20 protein-coding genes are annotated in these 16,596 nt (G+C 70.2%); 8 read left to right on the top strand and 12 right to left on the bottom strand.

All coding sequences use genetic code 11. The features are described from left to right. Positions 1 to 32 precede the first annotated feature (32 nt). Positions 33 to 779: an L-ribulose-5-phosphate 4-epimerase gene (locus LXM64_RS05495; protein ID WP_419144864.1), complete on the bottom strand. Its 747-nt coding sequence runs from the start codon at positions 777 to 779 to the stop codon at positions 33 to 35. A 139-nt stretch (positions 780 to 918) separates the two neighbouring features. After that, complete coding sequence (locus LXM64_RS05490) at positions 919 to 1,935, bottom strand: LacI family DNA-binding transcriptional regulator (RefSeq protein ID WP_137417570.1); 1,017 nt, start codon at positions 1,933 to 1,935, stop codon at positions 919 to 921. A 155-nt stretch (positions 1,936 to 2,090) separates the two neighbouring features. On the opposite strand from LXM64_RS05490, the gene LXM64_RS05485 reads away from it, so the two are divergent. After that, a complete protein-coding gene (locus LXM64_RS05485) occupies positions 2,091 to 2,639 on the top strand; it encodes a hypothetical protein (protein ID WP_234074955.1) in 549 nt (182 codons plus the stop codon). On the opposite strand, the gene LXM64_RS05480 is transcribed toward LXM64_RS05485, so the two are convergent. Further along, entirely contained in the window at positions 2,626 to 3,954 is a 1,329-nt protein-coding gene (locus LXM64_RS05480) for a M20/M25/M40 family metallo-hydrolase (protein WP_234074954.1), read from the bottom strand. The genes LXM64_RS05485 and LXM64_RS05480 overlap by 14 nt on opposite strands. Before the next feature lie 41 nt (positions 3,955 to 3,995). Between LXM64_RS05480 and LXM64_RS05475 the strand changes: the two genes are divergently transcribed. Continuing rightward, positions 3,996 to 4,994 carry a Gfo/Idh/MocA family protein gene (locus LXM64_RS05475; RefSeq protein WP_234074953.1) on the top strand — a complete coding sequence of 333 codons (999 nt, stop codon included), beginning with the start codon at positions 3,996 to 3,998 and terminating at the stop codon, positions 4,992 to 4,994. A 1-nt stretch (position 4,995) separates the two neighbouring features. Beyond that, entirely contained in the window at positions 4,996 to 5,859 is an 864-nt protein-coding gene (locus LXM64_RS05470) for an NYN domain-containing protein (RefSeq protein WP_234074952.1), read from the top strand. 21 nt (positions 5,860 to 5,880) lie between these two features. On the opposite strand, the gene LXM64_RS05465 is transcribed toward LXM64_RS05470, so the two are convergent. From LXM64_RS05465 to LXM64_RS05455, 3 genes are all read right to left on the bottom strand, one after another. After that, positions 5,881 to 6,270 carry a hypothetical protein gene (locus LXM64_RS05465; protein ID WP_234074951.1) on the bottom strand — a complete coding sequence of 130 codons (390 nt, stop codon included), beginning with the start codon at positions 6,268 to 6,270 and terminating at the stop codon, positions 5,881 to 5,883. Positions 6,271 to 6,346: 76 nt separating this feature from the next. Beyond that, positions 6,347 to 7,123, bottom strand: coding sequence for an LLM class flavin-dependent oxidoreductase (locus LXM64_RS05460; RefSeq protein WP_234074950.1), 777 nt, complete (start codon positions 7,121 to 7,123; stop codon positions 6,347 to 6,349). 70 nt (positions 7,124 to 7,193) lie between these two features. Beyond that, positions 7,194 to 9,734 carry an ATP-dependent Clp protease ATP-binding subunit gene (locus tag LXM64_RS05455; protein ID WP_137417577.1) on the bottom strand — a complete coding sequence of 847 codons (2,541 nt, stop codon included), beginning with the start codon at positions 9,732 to 9,734 and terminating at the stop codon, positions 7,194 to 7,196. Between the two features lie 129 nt (positions 9,735 to 9,863). Between LXM64_RS05455 and LXM64_RS05450 the strand changes: the two genes are divergently transcribed. Then, positions 9,864 to 10,595, top strand: a complete 732-nt coding sequence (locus LXM64_RS05450) for an EI24 domain-containing protein (protein WP_234074949.1) — start codon at positions 9,864 to 9,866, stop codon at positions 10,593 to 10,595. A gap of 79 nt (positions 10,596 to 10,674) precedes the next feature. Next, on the top strand, positions 10,675 to 10,833 hold the full coding sequence (locus LXM64_RS05445) for a hypothetical protein (RefSeq protein WP_161594070.1): 159 nt from the start codon (positions 10,675 to 10,677) through the stop codon (positions 10,831 to 10,833). Between the two features lie 6 nt (positions 10,834 to 10,839). Here LXM64_RS05445 and LXM64_RS05440 read toward each other — a convergent pair whose 3' ends face one another. After that, on the bottom strand, positions 10,840 to 11,304 hold the full coding sequence (locus LXM64_RS05440) for a DUF3817 domain-containing protein (RefSeq protein ID WP_234074948.1): 465 nt from the start codon (positions 11,302 to 11,304) through the stop codon (positions 10,840 to 10,842). A 65-nt stretch (positions 11,305 to 11,369) separates the two neighbouring features. Further along, on the bottom strand, positions 11,370 to 11,831 hold the full coding sequence (locus tag LXM64_RS05435; protein WP_137417579.1) for a MarR family winged helix-turn-helix transcriptional regulator: 462 nt from the start codon (positions 11,829 to 11,831) through the stop codon (positions 11,370 to 11,372). Positions 11,832 to 11,880: 49 nt separating this feature from the next. On the opposite strand from LXM64_RS05435, the gene LXM64_RS05430 reads away from it, so the two are divergent. Further along, the gene (locus LXM64_RS05430; RefSeq protein WP_234074947.1) at positions 11,881 to 12,990 is read left to right on the top strand and encodes a class I SAM-dependent methyltransferase; all 1,110 of its coding nucleotides are present in this window, start codon (positions 11,881 to 11,883) and stop codon (positions 12,988 to 12,990) included. A gap of 213 nt (positions 12,991 to 13,203) precedes the next feature. On the opposite strand, the gene acs is transcribed toward LXM64_RS05430, so the two are convergent. After that, on the bottom strand, positions 13,204 to 15,198 hold the full coding sequence (gene acs / locus LXM64_RS05425; protein WP_234074946.1) for an acetate--CoA ligase: 1,995 nt from the start codon (positions 15,196 to 15,198) through the stop codon (positions 13,204 to 13,206). Positions 15,199 to 15,303: 105 nt separating this feature from the next. Here acs and LXM64_RS05420 point away from each other — a divergent pair, with 105 nt between their 5' ends. Continuing rightward, positions 15,304 to 15,555 carry a DUF4287 domain-containing protein gene (locus LXM64_RS05420; protein WP_234074945.1) on the top strand — a complete coding sequence of 84 codons (252 nt, stop codon included), beginning with the start codon at positions 15,304 to 15,306 and terminating at the stop codon, positions 15,553 to 15,555. Positions 15,556 to 15,561: 6 nt separating this feature from the next. Here LXM64_RS05420 and LXM64_RS16040 read toward each other — a convergent pair whose 3' ends face one another. From LXM64_RS16040 to LXM64_RS05410, 3 genes are all read right to left on the bottom strand, one after another. After that, positions 15,562 to 15,693, bottom strand: a complete 132-nt coding sequence (locus tag LXM64_RS16040; protein ID WP_267955135.1) for a hypothetical protein — start codon at positions 15,691 to 15,693, stop codon at positions 15,562 to 15,564. 2 nt (positions 15,694 to 15,695) lie between these two features. Then, on the bottom strand, positions 15,696 to 15,836 hold the full coding sequence (locus LXM64_RS05415) for a hypothetical protein (protein WP_234074944.1): 141 nt from the start codon (positions 15,834 to 15,836) through the stop codon (positions 15,696 to 15,698). Positions 15,837 to 15,901: 65 nt separating this feature from the next. Further along, positions 15,902 to 16,066, bottom strand: coding sequence for a hypothetical protein (locus LXM64_RS05410; protein ID WP_234074943.1), 165 nt, complete (start codon positions 16,064 to 16,066; stop codon positions 15,902 to 15,904). A gap of 162 nt (positions 16,067 to 16,228) precedes the next feature. On the opposite strand from LXM64_RS05410, the gene LXM64_RS05405 reads away from it, so the two are divergent. Further along, on the top strand, positions 16,229 to 16,564 hold the full coding sequence (locus LXM64_RS05405; protein WP_234074942.1) for a UBP-type zinc finger domain-containing protein: 336 nt from the start codon (positions 16,229 to 16,231) through the stop codon (positions 16,562 to 16,564). Positions 16,565 to 16,596: the final 32 nt, after the last annotated feature.

Here is a 16,596-nt window from a genome sequence, read left to right as displayed (position 1 = left end):
GCTGTGTTCAGTTGTACGTAGGGGGGAAGTCTTCAGGCTGCCGAACGAGGAGTCCGGTGCGCTTCGCCGTGCTGGCCGTACACGTTCTGGTAGCGCTCGTAGAGGCGATCGATCACCTGTTCCGGCAGCGGCGTGAGCGAGCCGCGCTGGGCGGCGAGGTGCACGGTGCGGGCGACGTCCTCGAGCATGACCGCGGCCTTGACCGCATCCCTCGCCGTGGCGCCGATCGTGAACGGGCCGTGCCCGGCCATCAGCACCGCCGGCGAGCGGTGATCGGTGAGCGTGTCCACGATGCCCCTGCCGATCGAGTCGTCGCCGATGATCGCGAACGGTCCGACCGGGATCGGACCGCCGAACTCATCGGCCATCGCGGTGATGACGCAAGGGATCTCTTCGCCGCGCGCGGCCCAGGCCGTCGCGTAGTCGGAGTGCGTGTGCACGATGCCGCCCACGGCAGGCATGTTCCGATAGACGTATGCGTGCGCCGCCGTGTCGCTGGAGGGCTGACGGTCGCTGCCGGGGGTGTCTTCCACGACCCTTCCGTCGAGGTCGCAGAGGATCATCTTCTCGGGCGCCACGTCGTCGTACGAGACCCCCGACGGCTTGATCACGAACAGATCCGCACCCGGCACGCGCTCCGAGATGTTGCCGCCTGTCCACACGACCAGCCCGTAGCGCATGAGCTCGCCGTGAAGGGCTGCGACCTCGGCACGCACGCGAGCGATCACGACCTCGGTCTTCACCCCCGTGGCGTAGCCCTCGCCTCGAGCGGCATCGATTGCGGACACGCGTCGACTCCTTCGTCTCTCGAAACCCCGTTGTGACGATCGATGTGACCGTTCACATTGCTGCGCAAGTGTAACGCCACGGATCGGCTTCCTGTCAACCCGCTGAGAGATCTCGGGTTGGTAACGCCCGTCAGATCGGGCTGACCGGCCCGGAGGATCCCCGGACGATGAGTTCCGGCACGATGGGAGCGACGACCGCATCCGAGCCGTCCGCCGGTCCCAGCAGGATGTCGACGCAGCGCCGGCCGAGGTCGGCGAAGTCCTGGCGGACCGTGGTCAACGGCGGCCAGAAGTGCGCGGATTCGGGGATGTCGTCGAAGCCCACGACGCTGATGTCCCCCGGGACATCGAGGCCCTCGTCGCGGATCGCATGCAACAGCCCCAGAGCCATCTGGTCGTTCGAGGCGAACACCGCCGTGAAGTCCCGCACGCGCAGCAGCTCCCGGCCCGCGTAGTAGCCGAACTCCGCGGTCCAGTCGCCGAGGATGGGGGCGGTGGTGGGCACGTCGTTCGCGCTCATCTCCTCGAGGAAGCCCCGCATCCGTGCCTCCGCCTCGATCCAGTCCTGTGGCCCCGCGAGGTGGTAGATCCAGCGATGGCCGAGCTGGATCAGGTGGCGCGTGGCGAGGCGGGCGCCTGCGATCTGGTCGACGGACAGCGCGTGCTGCGGATCGAGCTCGGTGGACTGCAGCGTGACGTACGGCACGTCGAGGTGCTGCTCGGCGAGCGCGCGGAAGACGCGGACCTGCGGCGCGATGACGACGAGACCTTCGACGGACTGCGCCATCAGATGCGCGATGCCGTCGGGGATCGAATCGGGGTCATGGGGCGAGATGTTCGCGGTGCTCACCCAGTAGCCGCGCTCGCGAGCGGCGGACTCGATGGCGGCGATGCTGGATGCCGGTCCGTACTGCGTGCTGGACGCGGACAGGATCCCGATGGTCTGCGAGCGGCTGGTCACCAGCGCCCGTGCGGCTCGATTGGGCCGGTACTGCACCTGCGCCATCACGGCGAGGACTCGCTCGCGCGTCTCCGGCCGGATGCTCGGATGGTTGTTGATCACCCGTGAGACGGTCTGATGGGAGACCTCCGCCAAGCGCGCGACATCGCGGATACTGGGCCGTCGCCCCGTCGCATCGTCGCTCATTGGATCTCCCGGGCCGTGCGCACGGTCACACGCCCGTTGCCATTATGCACGCCATGCCCGCGGCAGCCCGCTTCCTGCGGCCGTGTGACAGTCGCATAGGAGGCATCGGACAAACTTCCCGGTGCAGGCCGAGGCGCACGGTCTACTGTGGATCCATGGCGGATTTCCTCGGACGTCTCCCCCTGAGCAACAGGGAGCGCCGAGACGAGTCCGCCGTGAGCGGCGACCGACGCGCGGCCATCGCCGATGCGCTCGATGAGGCGGCACGTCTGCTCGCCGAGTCCGCGTCCGACGACGCGGAGCACTGCGCCAGGGCGCGCCGGTTCCTCGAGGAGGCCGGCCTCGGAACGGGCGCTGCGGGGGGCAACCCCGACGAGCTCCGGGCTCTCGCGGTCGCCGTCCGCCAGGGACGCAAGCGCAGCATCCGCATGCTCACCCGCGTCGTCCGGGCGCTTCTGGTGCTCGGCGATGCGCTCGCCGTCGCCCCGCGTGTCGATGCCGGGGTGACGGGAGCCGTCGCGCTTTACGCCGCGACGACCGCACCGTTCGATCGACGCGCGGCGCTGCGCGGCCACACCGTCCGCGCGAGCGACGAGGAGTGGGAGTTCGGGCGCGGCCCCGTGATCACGGACACCGGCCGCGCCATCCTGCGGTTCGTCCTGGCGCTCGACGATGTGGCGCCGCGCCCTCTCAGCTCCCGGTGATGAGGTCCCGGTAGAAGCCGATCCCCCGCAGCCACACCTCGACGCGGATGCGCTCGTTGTGCGCGTGCAGCGCCTCGCGCTCGGCGCGGGTGAGGTGGAAGGGCGTGAAGCGGTAGACGTTGTCGCAGATCCCCGTGAACCAGCGACTGTCGCTCGCACCCAACTGGATGTAGGGCGTCGCCACGATCTCGCTGCCCAGCGACGAGTCGATCGCGCGCGCGATGCGACGCCACGGCTCACCACGCCACGGGGAGATGGGTGAGGGCTCGCTCGCCGCGCGGACCTCGATCTCGATCGTCTCGTCGGCGATGACGCGGCGGATCCGCGCGACGGCGGATGCGGCCGTGTCACCGGTGAGCAGGCGCACGTTGATCGCCGCACGCGCCGTCGCGGCCAGCACGTTCTCCCCCGGCGCACCCTCGAGCTCGGTCGCCACCGCGGTCGTGCGCACCAGGGCGTTCGTCTCGGGGCCCAGCCGCGCCAGCACACCCGCGATCAGCGGGCCCGTGAACGCGAGGGAGCGCAAGGCTGTGCCGAGAGGCCTCGGCGCGTGCGGTGCGAGCGTGCGGAGCATCGCGCGCACCGGAGGCACGAGCCGCACGGGGAACGGATGCCGGGCCAGCCGGTCGACGGCACGTGCCAGCCGCGCCGTCGCCGGACGCGCCGGCGGCGTGGATGCGTGACCCCCCTGCTCGCGCGCGGTGAGCCAGACCGTCATCGTGCCGCGCTCGGCGACACCGATCATCGCCGTCGGACGCGCGATCCCCGGAAGCACCCCGTCGACGACGGCACCGCCCTCGTCGACCACGAGCGCAGGCCGCACACCGCGCGTGCGCAGCGCCTCCGCGATCGCGCGCGCGCCGTCGCCTGCGGTCTCCTCGTTGTGCCCGAAGGCGAGGTACACGTCGTGCGCGGGCACGACTTCGCGCATCAGCAGTTCTTCGACGGCCTCCAGGATGGCCACGAGCGCGCCCTTGTCATCGATCGCTCCCCGCGCGTAGACCGCCTGGTCGGCTCCGTCACCGACGAGCTCCGCGCCGAACGGATCACGATCCCAGTCCTCCTCGACCACGGGGACGACGTCCTGATGCGCCATGAGCACGACCGGTCGCTCCGACGAACGCCCCGGCCATCGGAACAGGAGTGCATGACCGGCGACGAGCTCCCGCTGCAGCCGCGCGTGCACAAGGGGATACAGGCGCTCGAGCGCGGCGTGGAACTCGTCGAACGCCGCCGTGTCGACCCGCGACTCGTCCGCGTAGGAGACCGTCGCGATCATCAGGAGTTCGCGCAGTCTGTCCAGTGCCGTCGCCACGAGCCGAGCCTACTGCCGTACCCCTTGGGTACGGTGGTCGCATGACCACTGTCTCGAGTTCTCGCCTGCGTTGGGGCATCCTCGCCACCGGCAACATCGCCCACACGTTCACGAGCGATCTGCGCACTGCGGGCCTCGACGTCCGCGCGGTCGGCTCGCGTTCGCTCGAAAGCGCCCAACGCTTCGCCGCGGAGTTCGACATCCCCCATGCGCACGGCGACTACGCCTCACTGCTGGCCGACGACGAGATCGACATCGTCTACATCGCGACCCCGCATCCCGCTCATGCCGAGAACGCGCTGGAGGCCCTCGCAGCGGGCAAGCACGTGCTCGTCGAGAAGCCGTTCACCCTGACCGGCGATGAGGCCGAGCGCGTGCGCGTCGCGGCGGAGGAAGCAGGGCTCCTGGCCATGGAGGCCATGTGGACCCGGTACCTGCCGCACATGATGCGCATTCAGGAGCTGCTCGCCGACGGTGCGCTGGGCGAGGTGCGCGCCGTGACGGCGGATCACACCCAGTTCATCTCGACCGATCCCGCCCACCGCCTGAACGCGCTGGAGCTCGGCGGGGGCGCCCTGCTCGATCTCGGCATCTACCCGCTGTCGTTCGCCTGGGACGTGCTGGGGGCGCCCGTCCGGCTCACGGCGAGCGGGCGGCGGGGTGAGACGGGCGCCGACATCGATGTCGCAACCCTCGCCTCCTATGCGAACGGCGCGCTGGCGACCACCTTCTCCTCCGCCCAGGGCGTCGGGCCGAACCGCGCCGCGATCATCGGCGCAGATGCCCGCATCGAGATCGACCCGACCTGGTACAACGCGACGGGCTTCACGCTCACGAACCGCTCCGGCGATGTCGTCGAGACGTTCCGTTGCCCGGATGCCGGGCGCGGCATGCAGTACCAGGCGCTTGCGGCCGAGCAGATCATCGCGGACGGTCGCCGGGACAGTGATCGCCTGCCCATCGCCGAGACGGTCGCGATCATGAGACAGCTCGACGACATCCGCACGCAAATCGGCGTGCGCTACCCGAGCGAGGGCTGACATGGCGGATCTGTCGACGAGCCGCGTGGCCGTCTATCTGGACTTCGACAACATCGTCATGAGCTGGTACGACCGCGTGCACGGCCGCAACGCCTATTCGCGCGACCGGTCGCGCATCGCTGAGCAGCCGCACGATCCGGAGATCACCGAGAAGCTGGCGCGCGCGACGGTCGATGTGGGCGCGATCATCGACTACGCCGCATCGTTCGGCACGCTCGTGCTGACACGCGCCTACGCCGACTGGTCGTCGCCGGTCAACGCCGAGTACCGGTCGCAGCTGGTGGCGCGCGCGGTCGACCTCGTGCAGCTGTTCCCCGCGGCCGCCTACGCCAAGAACGGCGCCGACATCCGACTCGCGGTCGACACCGTGGAGGACATGTTCCGCCTGCCGGATCTGACGCACGTCGTGATCGTCGCGGGCGACTCGGATTACGTGCCCCTCGCGCAGCGGTGCAAGCGCCTCGGGCGCTTCGTCGTGGGTGTGGGAGTGGCCGGCTCCACCGCCAAATCGCTCGCGGCCGCCTGCGACCGCTTCGACGCCTACGACTCGCTGCCCGGCGTGCAGGTCCCCGAACCCGCGAAGAAGGATGCGGGCTCGAACGCTCCCCGCTCGCGCAAGCGGTCCGTGGATCCCGCGGCCGATCTGCTCGAGCGCGCGCTGCGCCTGGAGAACGACAAGGACCCGTCGCAGTGGCAGCACGCGTCCGCCGTCAAGAGCCTGATCACCCGCCTCGATTCCTCGTTCAGCGAGAAGGCCCTGGGCCACCGCAGCTTCACCGAGTTCGTCGCCGCGCATCCGGACATCGCCGAGATGGACGAGACCGACAACATCGTCCGGATGCGGCTGGTCGAAGCCAAGCGCTGACAGACCGCATCCGGCTCGCCTTCAGTCGCGCGGGGTGCGCGTGCTCCACAGCGCCCAGGCGACGAGCGCCGGCTGGAAGAAGAGTCGGACCAGTCGCTTGACGTCGGTGTCGAGCCCGAAGCCGTCGCGACGGTGGGTGAACTGGGCCCAGTTGCCCGGAAGCACCGCGATGAAGAACGCCGCCAGCAGGGCACCCATCCGCCGGCGCTGCGATGGCAGTGCCACCAGGGCCGTGCCGAGGGCGATCTCCACCGCGCCCGACGCGAGCACGACCGCATCCTCGTCGAGGGGCGTGGCGTCCACGACCCAGTCGGGCACCTGCGCGCGGAACTCCTTTCGCGCCCAGAACAGGTGGCTGACACCGGCGAACACCATGGCGGCGCCCAGCGCCCACCGTGCGAAAATCCTCATGCTCTGATTCCACCTCGCTTCGAGACGCCTGTCGAGCCCCACCCGGTCGGTGCGCTTGCGTGCTCGGACACCGCGCTCATGACGCGTCCGCGTCGATCAGCGCCGCCGCCGCGGTCCGGATGAAGTCGAGATAGTGCCCTGGGTCGTCCCGTTCGACGATCACCCGGAGGACGACCTCGTCGACCGCAGCGCGGTACGCCATCACACGCGCCGCGTCGTCGAGGGAGCCGATCACCGTGTCGCGCGCGCTGAATCCGAGGCGCGCGAAGTTGGCGGCGTAGGCGGGGTAGCCGGCATACGCATCGGCTTCGGCGAGCAGCCGCGGCAACGCCGCCGCATCGAGCGCCGTTCTCACGTAGAGGATGGTGCGACTGTCCGGATCGCGCTGCGCGGCGGCGGCATCGGGGGTCAACCAATTGAGCAGCTGGCCGTCGGCGACCGATGTCGCGAGCCGGCGCATCCGCGGGCCGAGGGCGCCCACGACGACCTGCGCTCCGGGCACGCCCGCGCGCAGGGCCTCGATCCCCCGCTCCACGAGTGCCAGCTGATGCGAGGGCGCGGACCCGGAGCCGATGCCCACCGTGAGCCTGCCTGCCGGCAGGTCCGCGGCCTGCAGCGCGGAGACGAGCGAGTCCGGCTCCCGTCGGTCCAGCGGCACGACCCCGGTGGCGAGCCCGATCCGGTCCGTGACCGTCGCCGCGGCGGCGAGCGCCGCCACCGCGTCGCCGCTCGGAGTGTCGTTCACCCAGAGCGTGGCGAAGCCGGCCTCCTCGGCGGCGGGGGCCAGGGCGGCGACGAGATCGGGCCCGAGGGCCCCGGCCAGTCCGAGGGAGAGTGAAGCGGGAAGCACCATCCCTTCACCCTGCCGCGTGCATACGAGGACCGCCACCCCTTGCGCGGCAGGGGGTGGCGGTCTGTTCGGGTCAGGCGGCGACGGCGCTGCGGACCACGGCCGCAGCCACCGGCCGACCGTCGACGACGTCGATGCGCACGGCACCCTGATCGCTCAGTTCGCCGGAGACGAGCAGGTCGGCGATACGGTCGTCGATCTCCCGCTGGATGAGCCGGCGCAGCGGTCGTGCGCCGTACTCGGGCTCGTAGCCGTGCTCGGCCAGCCAGTCCACGACCGCTTCGGTCGCCTCGAACGAGATCTCACGCCGCGCCAGCCGGGTTGCGCTCTGTTCCAGGAGGAGGGACACGATGCTGCGAAGCTGCGCCTTCTCGAGCTTGCGGAACAGCACGATCTCGTCGATGCGGTTCAGGAACTCCGGCCGCATCGCCTCGCGAAGCTTGCCCATGACACGCGCACGCAGCTCGCTCTCGTCGCCGAATCCGGTCGCCCCGCCGCCGTCGGCGATGAACCCGATCGCGCCGGAGCGCGATGCGAGGAACTCGCTGCCGATGTTCGAGGTCATGATGACGACGGTGTTGCGGAAGTCGACCGTGCGCCCCTGGCCGTCGGTCAGCCGACCGTCGTCGAGCACCTGCAACAGCAGGTTGAACACGTCGGGATGCGCCTTCTCGATCTCGTCGAACAGCACCACCGAGTACGGGGCGCGACGCACCCGTTCGGTCAGCTGACCCGCCTCGTCGTATCCGACGTATCCGGGAGGGGCGCCGACGAGGCGGGAGACCGTGTGGCGCTCGCCGAACTCGCTCATGTCGAAGCGGATCACGGCGTTCTCGTCCTCGAAGAGTGAGGATGCGAGGGTCTTCGCCAGCTCCGTCTTGCCCACACCCGTGGGTCCGAGGAAGAGGAACGACCCGACCGGTCGGCGGCTGTCGCCCATACCGGTGCGGTTGCGCCGGACCGCCGTCGCGACGGCGGCGACCGCCGCATCCTGACCGATCACCCGAGCGTGCAGCTCGGACTCGAGTCCTGCCAGCCGCCCGCGCTCGCTCTCCGTCAGACGCGACACCGGGATGCCCGTGCTGCGACTGATGACGGCGGCGATGTGCTCGGCATCCACGACCTGCTCGCCGCGCACCGCGTCGCGACGGGTCGCCTCGTCGATGCGGCGCTGCACATCGGCGATCTCGTCGCGCAGACGCATCGCGTCCTCGTAGCGCTCAGCCGCCACCGCTGCGTTCTTGTCCGCCTCGAGCGTGGCCAGCTGCGCCATGAGCTCGGACACGTCGACCGCGACGCCCAGCCGCAGCCGGAGTCGTGCTCCGGCCTGGTCGATGAGGTCGATCGCCTTGTCCGGCAGGACGCGGTCGCTCAGGTAGCGGTCGCTGAGCTCGACAGCGGCACGCAACGCGTCGTCGGTGTAGGTGATGGCGTGGTGCTGCTCGTAGGCGGGGCGCAGCCCGTGCAGGATCCGCACCGCATCCTCGACCGAGGGCTCCCCCACCTTCACCGGCTGGAACCGACGCTCCAGCGCGGGATCCTTCTCGATGGTGCGGTACTCGGCGAGCGTGGTCGCGCCCACCAGGTGCAGGTCGCCACGAGCAAGGCGGGGCTTGAGGATGTTGCCGGCATCCATCGCGCCGTCGCTGCCGGCGCCCGCGCCGACGACGGTGTGCACCTCGTCGATGAAGACGATGAGCTCGCCCTTGCGTTCGGCGATCTCGGTCATCGTCGCGGTCAAGCGCTCCTCGAAGTCGCCGCGGTAGCGGGCGCCCGCGAGCATCGCGGGAAGATCCAAGGAGACGACGCGGCTGCCGCGCAGTTGCTCGGGCACATCACCCGCGACGATCGCCTGGGCGAGCCCCTCGACGATCGCGGTCTTTCCGACACCGGCCTCGCCGATGAGCACGGGGTTGTTCTTCGTGCGACGGCTCAGGATCTCGATGGTCTGCTCGATCTCGTCCGCTCGGCCGATCACCGGGTCGAGCTCCCCCGCCTCGGCGAGGGAGGTGAGGTCGCGCCCGTAGCGCTCCAGCATGGTGGCGGGCTCGGATGCGGCCGCCTGCTCCGGAGCGCGATCGCCACCGGTCACGGTCTCGCGCACGCTCTGCGTGAGCGCCTCCGCCGTCACGCCGGCGCGCGCGAGGATCTGGCCGGCGGGCGTGTCCTGCGCCAGCACCAGCGCGAAGAAGAGGTGCTCCGGGTCGATGTAGGTCGAGCCGGAGGAACGCGCGACCTGGAACGCGTGGAAGAGGGCGCGCTGCACCGACGTCGTCACCACCGCGCTGTCGACGTCGGCCACGTCGGCGCTGGCCGGCAGACGCTGCTCCGACTCGCGGACGATGCTCTCGGGATCGACACCGAGTCGGGCGATCGCGTCGCGCACCTGGTCGACGCGCACGATCTCGCGGAGCACGTGCAACGCATCCAGCTCGTGCTGGCCACGTGCGAGGGCGAAACGCCCCGCATCCTGCAGTGTCTCCTGCGTGCGGGCGCTGAGGTAGCGCGACAGATCGATCGACCGCGCCGCGCGTCCGCGCTCACCTGCGAGGTAGCGCGAGAGGAAGTCGTCGAAGGCGTCGCGGCCCTCGTCGGGGGTGAAATCTTCAGGCATCTGTTCTCCTGATCGGGTTCGGGGTGCCGCTCTGCAAAACGGAGTTGAGCGGCGACACATCAACTTCAACACGGGAGAGGCGACGATATTCCCACTACGCTCGACCCAGCGCAGCGGTGAGGAGAACGAGTGAACGAGGTGCTCCACGGCGCACGCCTGCTGCTCGGCGGATTCGGGTGGTTCACGCGGCGCCCAGGCCTGATGCTCCTCGGACTCCTGCCCGCGCTCATCGTGAGCGCGGGCCTCTCGGTGGCCCTCGTCGCTCTCGCAACGACCCTGGCCCCGCTCACGGATGCCGTCACACCGTTCGCCGACGATTGGCCGGCGGTCTGGACCATCGCGTTGCGCGTCGCGCTCGGCGTCGCGGTCTTCGCCGGCGCGCTTCTGCTGGCCGCGACGACCTTCACCGCGCTGACCCTGATCGTGGGCGAACCGTTCTACGACCGGATCTGGCGCAGCGTCGAGATCGCCGATTCTGGCGTCGTCCCTGAACGCAACCCCGGCTGGCGGGCGGCCTTGGCCGATGCCACCGGTCTCCTCGTGCGCGGCGCACTCGCGGCCGCGCTCGCGTTCGCGCTCGGTTTCATCCCCCTGGTCGGCGGCGTGGTCGGCGCAGTGACCGGTGTCGTGCTCTCGGGGTGGATCCTCGCGGACGAGCTCTCCGGGCGCGCGCTGACGGCGCGCGGCGTCGATCGCCGCACTCGGCGCCGCTTGCTGCGACAAGCCCGCGGCCGGGCGCTCGGCTTCGGCATCATGACGCAGCTGTGCTTCCTCGTCCCGCTCGGCGCGGTGTTCACGATGCCCGCGGCCGTGGTGGGCGCCACCCGCCTCGCGGCGAGCGTGTGGCCGACCGAGGAGTGATCCCGCTCAGGGACGCGGATGCGGTCGGTTCGCACGCAGGCGACCCGGTACTCTGGAGGGAGTCTTCCGAAGGAGTGCCATGTACATCGTGTCCCTGCTGCTGTTCCTGCTCGGGATGTTCGCGTTCGGCATCTCGTTCTCGGTGCCCGGTTTCCAGGCCGTCATCTTCGTCGCCGGCATCCTGCTGATCTCGGCCGCGATGGCGCTGCCGATCCACGTGCGGGCCCGCGCGAAGTAGGTCCGCTCAGGCCCGACCGCCGGGAGGGCCGATCACGAGCAGCACGGTGAAGGCCGCGGCCACGGCGGCGGCGATCACGACGGCCGACAGAACCGGCCGACGCAGCACGGAGCGCAGCACACGGTCGTGCCATGCCGCATCCCGCGGGTCGGAGCCGGCCTGCATCCGCCATTCACCCCTCAGCCGACCGGTGCGCGACAGCCACAGCTCGACGGGCAGGGTCGCGTAGGGCACGACTGCACTGACCAGCGCCAGAGCGGTCACGGCAGCGCCCCACCGCTGGTTCTTGGCCACGAGGATCACCGTCGCGCCGTACGACAGGAAGATGAACCCGTGGATGCCTCCGCCGATCGTCACGGCAGGCGCGAAACCGGTCACGGCCCGCACGATGAGCCCGCCGATGAGCAGGGTCCACGAGATCATCTCGGCGATGGCGAGGGTGCGGAAGAGGGCGTAGGGCGTGCGGAACACGGGAGACTCCGGGGCTCGGTCGACGCGCTCGGGTCGGCGCTCCTCGCAGCCTAGACCGGAAATCTTCAGTCTTGCTGAAGGATCTCTCCGAACGGCTGCTCGTGCAGTCCCTGCAGTGCGGAGGAGAGAGCGGGAACGCCCGCGCCGAACACCTCGTCGAGCGCTGCGAGACGCGCATCCGCCTCGGCGAGAGCCGCCGCGCCCTTCGTCGTCACACGCAGATCGGATGCAGCGCCCGCATGCGCGGTGGCGTCCTCGACCAACCCCTCGCCGGCGAGCGTCTTGACGGCGGTGTGCGCCGTCTGCACCGTGATCTGGGAGCGGCGGGCGAGTTCGGAGAACGAGATGCCCGGGGTCGCCTGCACGTGCGCGAGAAGACCGTACTTTCGGGTCGTGAGACCGAGGTCCTTCAGCGCCGCGTTCAGACGAGTATCCCAGACGGCGGACACCGTCAGAAGCGCGATGACCGGACTGAACGGCGGGCGCTGCCCTGCGGGCTGCGGCGCCCCGTGCGTCTTGTCGGCCATCTGACCATCGTATCCGTCGACACTCCGCGGCGGCCGGTAGCGTGAAGGGATGGAATTCCGGTTCGACGTGCTGCGACGCTGGCCAGACGTCGAGTCTCCCGATCTCGTCGCGGTCGATGCCGCCGACCGGCTTTTGCTCGACGAATCCGCCGCCTGGCGCACCTCGATGAGCGCGGATGACATCGCTGTCATCGGCGACGAGTACGGCGCGCTCGCGTTGGGCGCGACGGCCGCCTCTTCCGGCATCGTACGGGTGCATCAGGACGCGCTCACCGGCGAGCAGGCCCTGGCGGCCAACGCGCACCGACTGGGCCTTACGGACCGCTATCGGCCGATGGAGCTGACCGGCGCGCTCGTGGCGGGCGCCCGGCTCGTCCTGCTCCGACTCCCCCGCTCCCTCGACGCGTTGGAGAACGCCGCCGCCCTGATCGCCGCGCACGCAGCACCGGATGTCGTCGTGTTCGCCGGCGGACGCATCAAGCACATGTCGACGGCGATGAACGAGGTCCTCCGCCGCTTCTTCGGCACGCTCGACGTCATGCACGCTCGCCAGAAGTCCCGCGTACTGGTCGCCCGCGACCCTCTTGCCGGACACGACCCCGAGCCGCGGCGCGCGGTCCACGACGGCATCACCGTCTGCGCGTACGGCGGCGCGTTCGCGGGAACGGCGATCGACATCGGCACCCGGTTCCTGCTGGCGCACCTTCCCGCGCGCCTTCCCGAGGGCGGCCCTCTCGTCGACCTCGCGTGCGGAACGGGCGTGGTCGCCGCATCCCTCGCGCTGCGCCATCCCGACCGCACCGTCTACGCCTCCGATCGCTCCGCGGCAGCGGTCGCATCGGCGCGGGCGACGGCCGAGGCGAACGGCGTGGACGACCGCATCCGCGTCGTGCGGGACGACCGCCTCACCGCGCTCCCGGACGCCAGCGTGTCCTTCATCGCCCTGAACCCGCCGTTCCACTCCGGCGCCGCCGTCACGACCGACCTCGCCGCGCCTCTGTTCCAGGATGCGGCGCGGGCGCTCCGCTCCGGAGGTGAGCTGTGGACGGTGTGGAACTCGGCCCTGCGCTATCGCCCGGCCCTCCAGCGTCTCGTCGGCCCGACGCGGCAGGTCGCCCGCAACGCGAAGTTCACCGTCACGGTCTCCACCCGCCCCTGACGTCCACTTCCCGCGCCCCGGCCTTCTTCGCCTTCTCGGTTCGCCTGCCACAGATCGCAGCGCCAGCGCCGATCTGCGACAGGGGAATAGTCGCCTTGTCGGTTCGCCTGTCACAGATCGCAGCGCCAGCGCCGATCTGTGACAGGCGAACCGGGGTTCTGCCGCGCTCAGCAACCCGGCGGGATGCTGCGCAGAACCGGCACCGGCAACCGGTCAGCGACCGAGGGACTCGCGGACGATCTCCGCGATCCGCGGCGGCACGGTGTCGTCCTGCAGCGAGGTCGTGTCACCCAGCGGCCGTCCGTCGACGAGGTCCACGAGCAGGCGGCGCATGATCTTGCCGCTGCGCGTCTTCGGAAGATCGGGCACCGTGAAGACGTACGTCGGCTGTGCGACGGGCCCGATCGCGGTTCGCACGTGCCGGCGGAGCGCCGCCGCATCCTCTGCATTGGTGACGAAGGCGGCGATCGCCTGCCCGGTGACGTCATCGGCGACGCCCACGACCGCGGCCTCCCCCACGGCGGGATGCGCGACGAGTGCGGACTCGATCTCGATCGTCGAGAGCCGGTGGCCCGAAACGTTGATCACGTCGTCCACGCGGCCCAGTACCCACAGGTCGCCGTCGGCGTCGAGCTTCGCACCGTCGCCGGCGAGGAAGTACCCCTGCGCGGCGAAACGCTTCCAGTACGAGTCCCGGTACCGTTCGGGGTTGCCCCAGACGGTGCGCGACATCCCCGGCCAGGTGCCGTCGACGACGAGCAGTCCGCCGCCACCCGGCCCCACATCCGCGCCCTCGGCGTCGACGACGCGGACACGCAGACCCGGCAGCGCCGTGAGCGCCGATCCGGGCTTGAGCGTGGAGACGCCCGGCAGCGGGGCGGCGATCGCGCCGCCGGTCTCCGATTGCCACCACGTGTCGACGATCGGCGTCTCGCCCCGGCCGAGGTGGCGATGGAACCAGATCCACGCCTCGGGGTTGATCGCCTCGCCCACCGTGCCGAGCAGCCGCAGCGAGGAGAGCTCGTAGCGGGCCGGCGGGCCGTCGGGGAATCTGCTCATGAGCGATCGGATGAGGGTGGGCGCCGTGTAGTACGTCGTCACCGCATACCGTTCCAGGATCTGAAAATGCCGCTCCCAGTCCGGGGTGTTGGGCGTGCCCTCGTAGAGGACGCTCGTGACGCCGTTGAGCAGGGGCCCGTACGTCTCGTAGCTGTGCGCGGTGACCCAGGCGAGGTCGGCGGTGCACCAGTACACGTCGGTCTCGGGCTTCGCGTCGAACACCGCCCAGTACGTCCACGCCACATGCGTCAGCCAACCGCCGGTCGTGTGCACGAGGCCCTTGGGCCGTCCGGTGGTTCCGCTGGTGTAGATGATGAACAGGGGGGTCTCGGCGTCGAAGAACTCCGGTTCATGCGTATCCGGCGCGACGTCGACCGTCTCGTGCCACCAGAGGTCGCGACCCTCGGTCCAGGCGACGTCGTCGCCCGTGCGGCGGATGACGAGCACGTGCTCGATCGAGGCGACACCGGCGACCGCCGCATCCGCTTGATGCTTGACGGGCACGGCGGCTCCGCGGCGGAACTGGCCGTCAGTGGTGACGAGGAGCTTCGCGCCGGTGTCCTCGACGCGGAAGCGCACGGCCTCCGCGGAGAACCCGCCGAACACGAGCGAATGGATGGCGCCGATCCGCGCCACGGCGAGCTGGATGATCACCGTCTCCACCAGCACCGGGAGATAGACCACGACCCGATCGCCCTTGCCGATCCCCATCGCGCTCAGCGCGTTGGCGGCCTTCGCCACCTCGCGCTGCAGCTCGGCGTACGTGATCGTGCGCCGGTCACCGGGTTCACCCTCGAAGTGGAACGCGACCCGGTCGCCGTGCCCGGCGGCCACGTGCCGGTCCACCGCGTTGACCGAGGCGTTCAGGCGACCGCCGACGAACCACTCCGCGGATGGGATGCTCTCGCCGTCCGTGGGCTCCCAGCGATGAGCGGTGTGCCAGGGCTCTGCCCAGTCGAGGATCTCGGACCGGTGCGCCCAGAACGTCTCGGGGTCCCGATCCGCACGCTCGATCCACTCGCGACGGATCCACTCCTCGGTCACGTTCGCGCGTTCCGCGAAGTCGACCGGCGGCGCGAAAGTGCGGCGCTCCTCGAGCAGGCTGCGGATGGTGTCGTCGTGCGCGGATGCGGTGGTGGGCGTGCTCATGGGTCTTCCGGGTCGGTGGGGGAATCCCAGCATCCCGCGCGCCGTGCGACCGGCAAATTCGGGTGACGCTTCGTGACGCCGCGAACCGGGGCCTACGCTGAGCGCATGACTGCGAAGCGCGTCGTCGCCCCGCCGCTGGAGCCGGGCAGCACACCGAAGGGCCCGGCGTCCTACTTCCCGAGCATCGAGAAGACCTACGGCCGTCCAATGCAGGAGTGGTTGGACTTCGTCGTGGCGCGACTGACGGCGGGCGAGACCCACATGACCGTCGTGTCGGAGCTCAAGAGCACTCACGCGATGGGGCACGGCCACGCCAACGCGATCGTCGCCTACGCGAAGGCCGAACTCGCGAAGTAGCGGCTCTCAGGAGTCTTCGCCACTGCCGTCGAGGACGGACTCCGCACCGTCCGACTGAGGGTCGTCGGGCTCCGCAGCCGTGGTCGTGTCAGGCTCGGGGCCGGGAGTGACGCCCGGCCGCTCGTCGGGATTCGACATCGTCAGCCTCCAGAGGGATTGTCGACGGGCGCGCCGTCGTCGTCGGTCGTGATGTCCTCGCCGGCATCCTGCTCGACGGGCGAGATCCCGGGTGCGGTGTGCTCATCGTCCGGACCGTGATGGTTCTGCTTGTCGTTGCTCATACGTCCCAGTACACGCGTGTCGGTCCGCCAGGCCGACGGGGTTGACACCCCACACTCCGCGTTCGTCAGTCGCGAGGATCGCTCGGTCGTACCGGCGCATCCTCCGCGATGTCGACGCGGGTCACGCCGTCGTGCTCCGACACGACGATGCGGGGCTTCGCATCCTCCTCCGTGGCGTGGGGCGCACGCGTCAGTTGGTCGTGCCGCTTCTCTTCGTCGCTCATTCCCATGCGGGCACTGTACGAGGCACGGCTCGGGAGAGCTCGGGGCTTGACGCGAGCGCGCGATCAGCCAGGACGGCAGACGAACAGTTCCTCGTCAGGCGTCCGAGCCGGCCTCCTGCGCACGGCGTAGCGTGGCGGGAGATCAGACACCACGGATCGGAGCAGGGCATGACGGACACGCCGCCGCCGAGCGGAACCGGATGCGTGGAGTGCCTCGCATCCGGTGCCTGGTGGCTGCATCTGCGCCGCTGCACCACCTGCGGACATGTCGGCTGCTGCGAGGTCTCGCCGAATCATCATGCCCAGCGTCACTTCGAGCTCACCGGGCACCGGTTCGTGCAGAGCTTCGAGCCTCAGGAGGAGTGGTGGTGGGATTACGTCGAGGAGCAGGAAGTCGACGGCGTCGGGCTCCCTGGTCCGTCGAGCCACCCCCCGACCCAGGGTGTTCCCGGCCCGTCCGGTCACGTACCGGCGAACTGGGAGTCGATCATCTTCGACGAGTGAACGCCCCGTCTGATCACGGTCGGGCCGCCAGC

Origin of the sequence: Microbacterium binotii, from assembly GCF_021398715.1 — a bacterium.
Lineage (GTDB): Bacteria > Actinomycetota > Actinomycetes > Actinomycetales > Microbacteriaceae > Microbacterium > Microbacterium binotii_A.
This window is presented reverse-complemented; position numbering and strand designations above follow the sequence as displayed.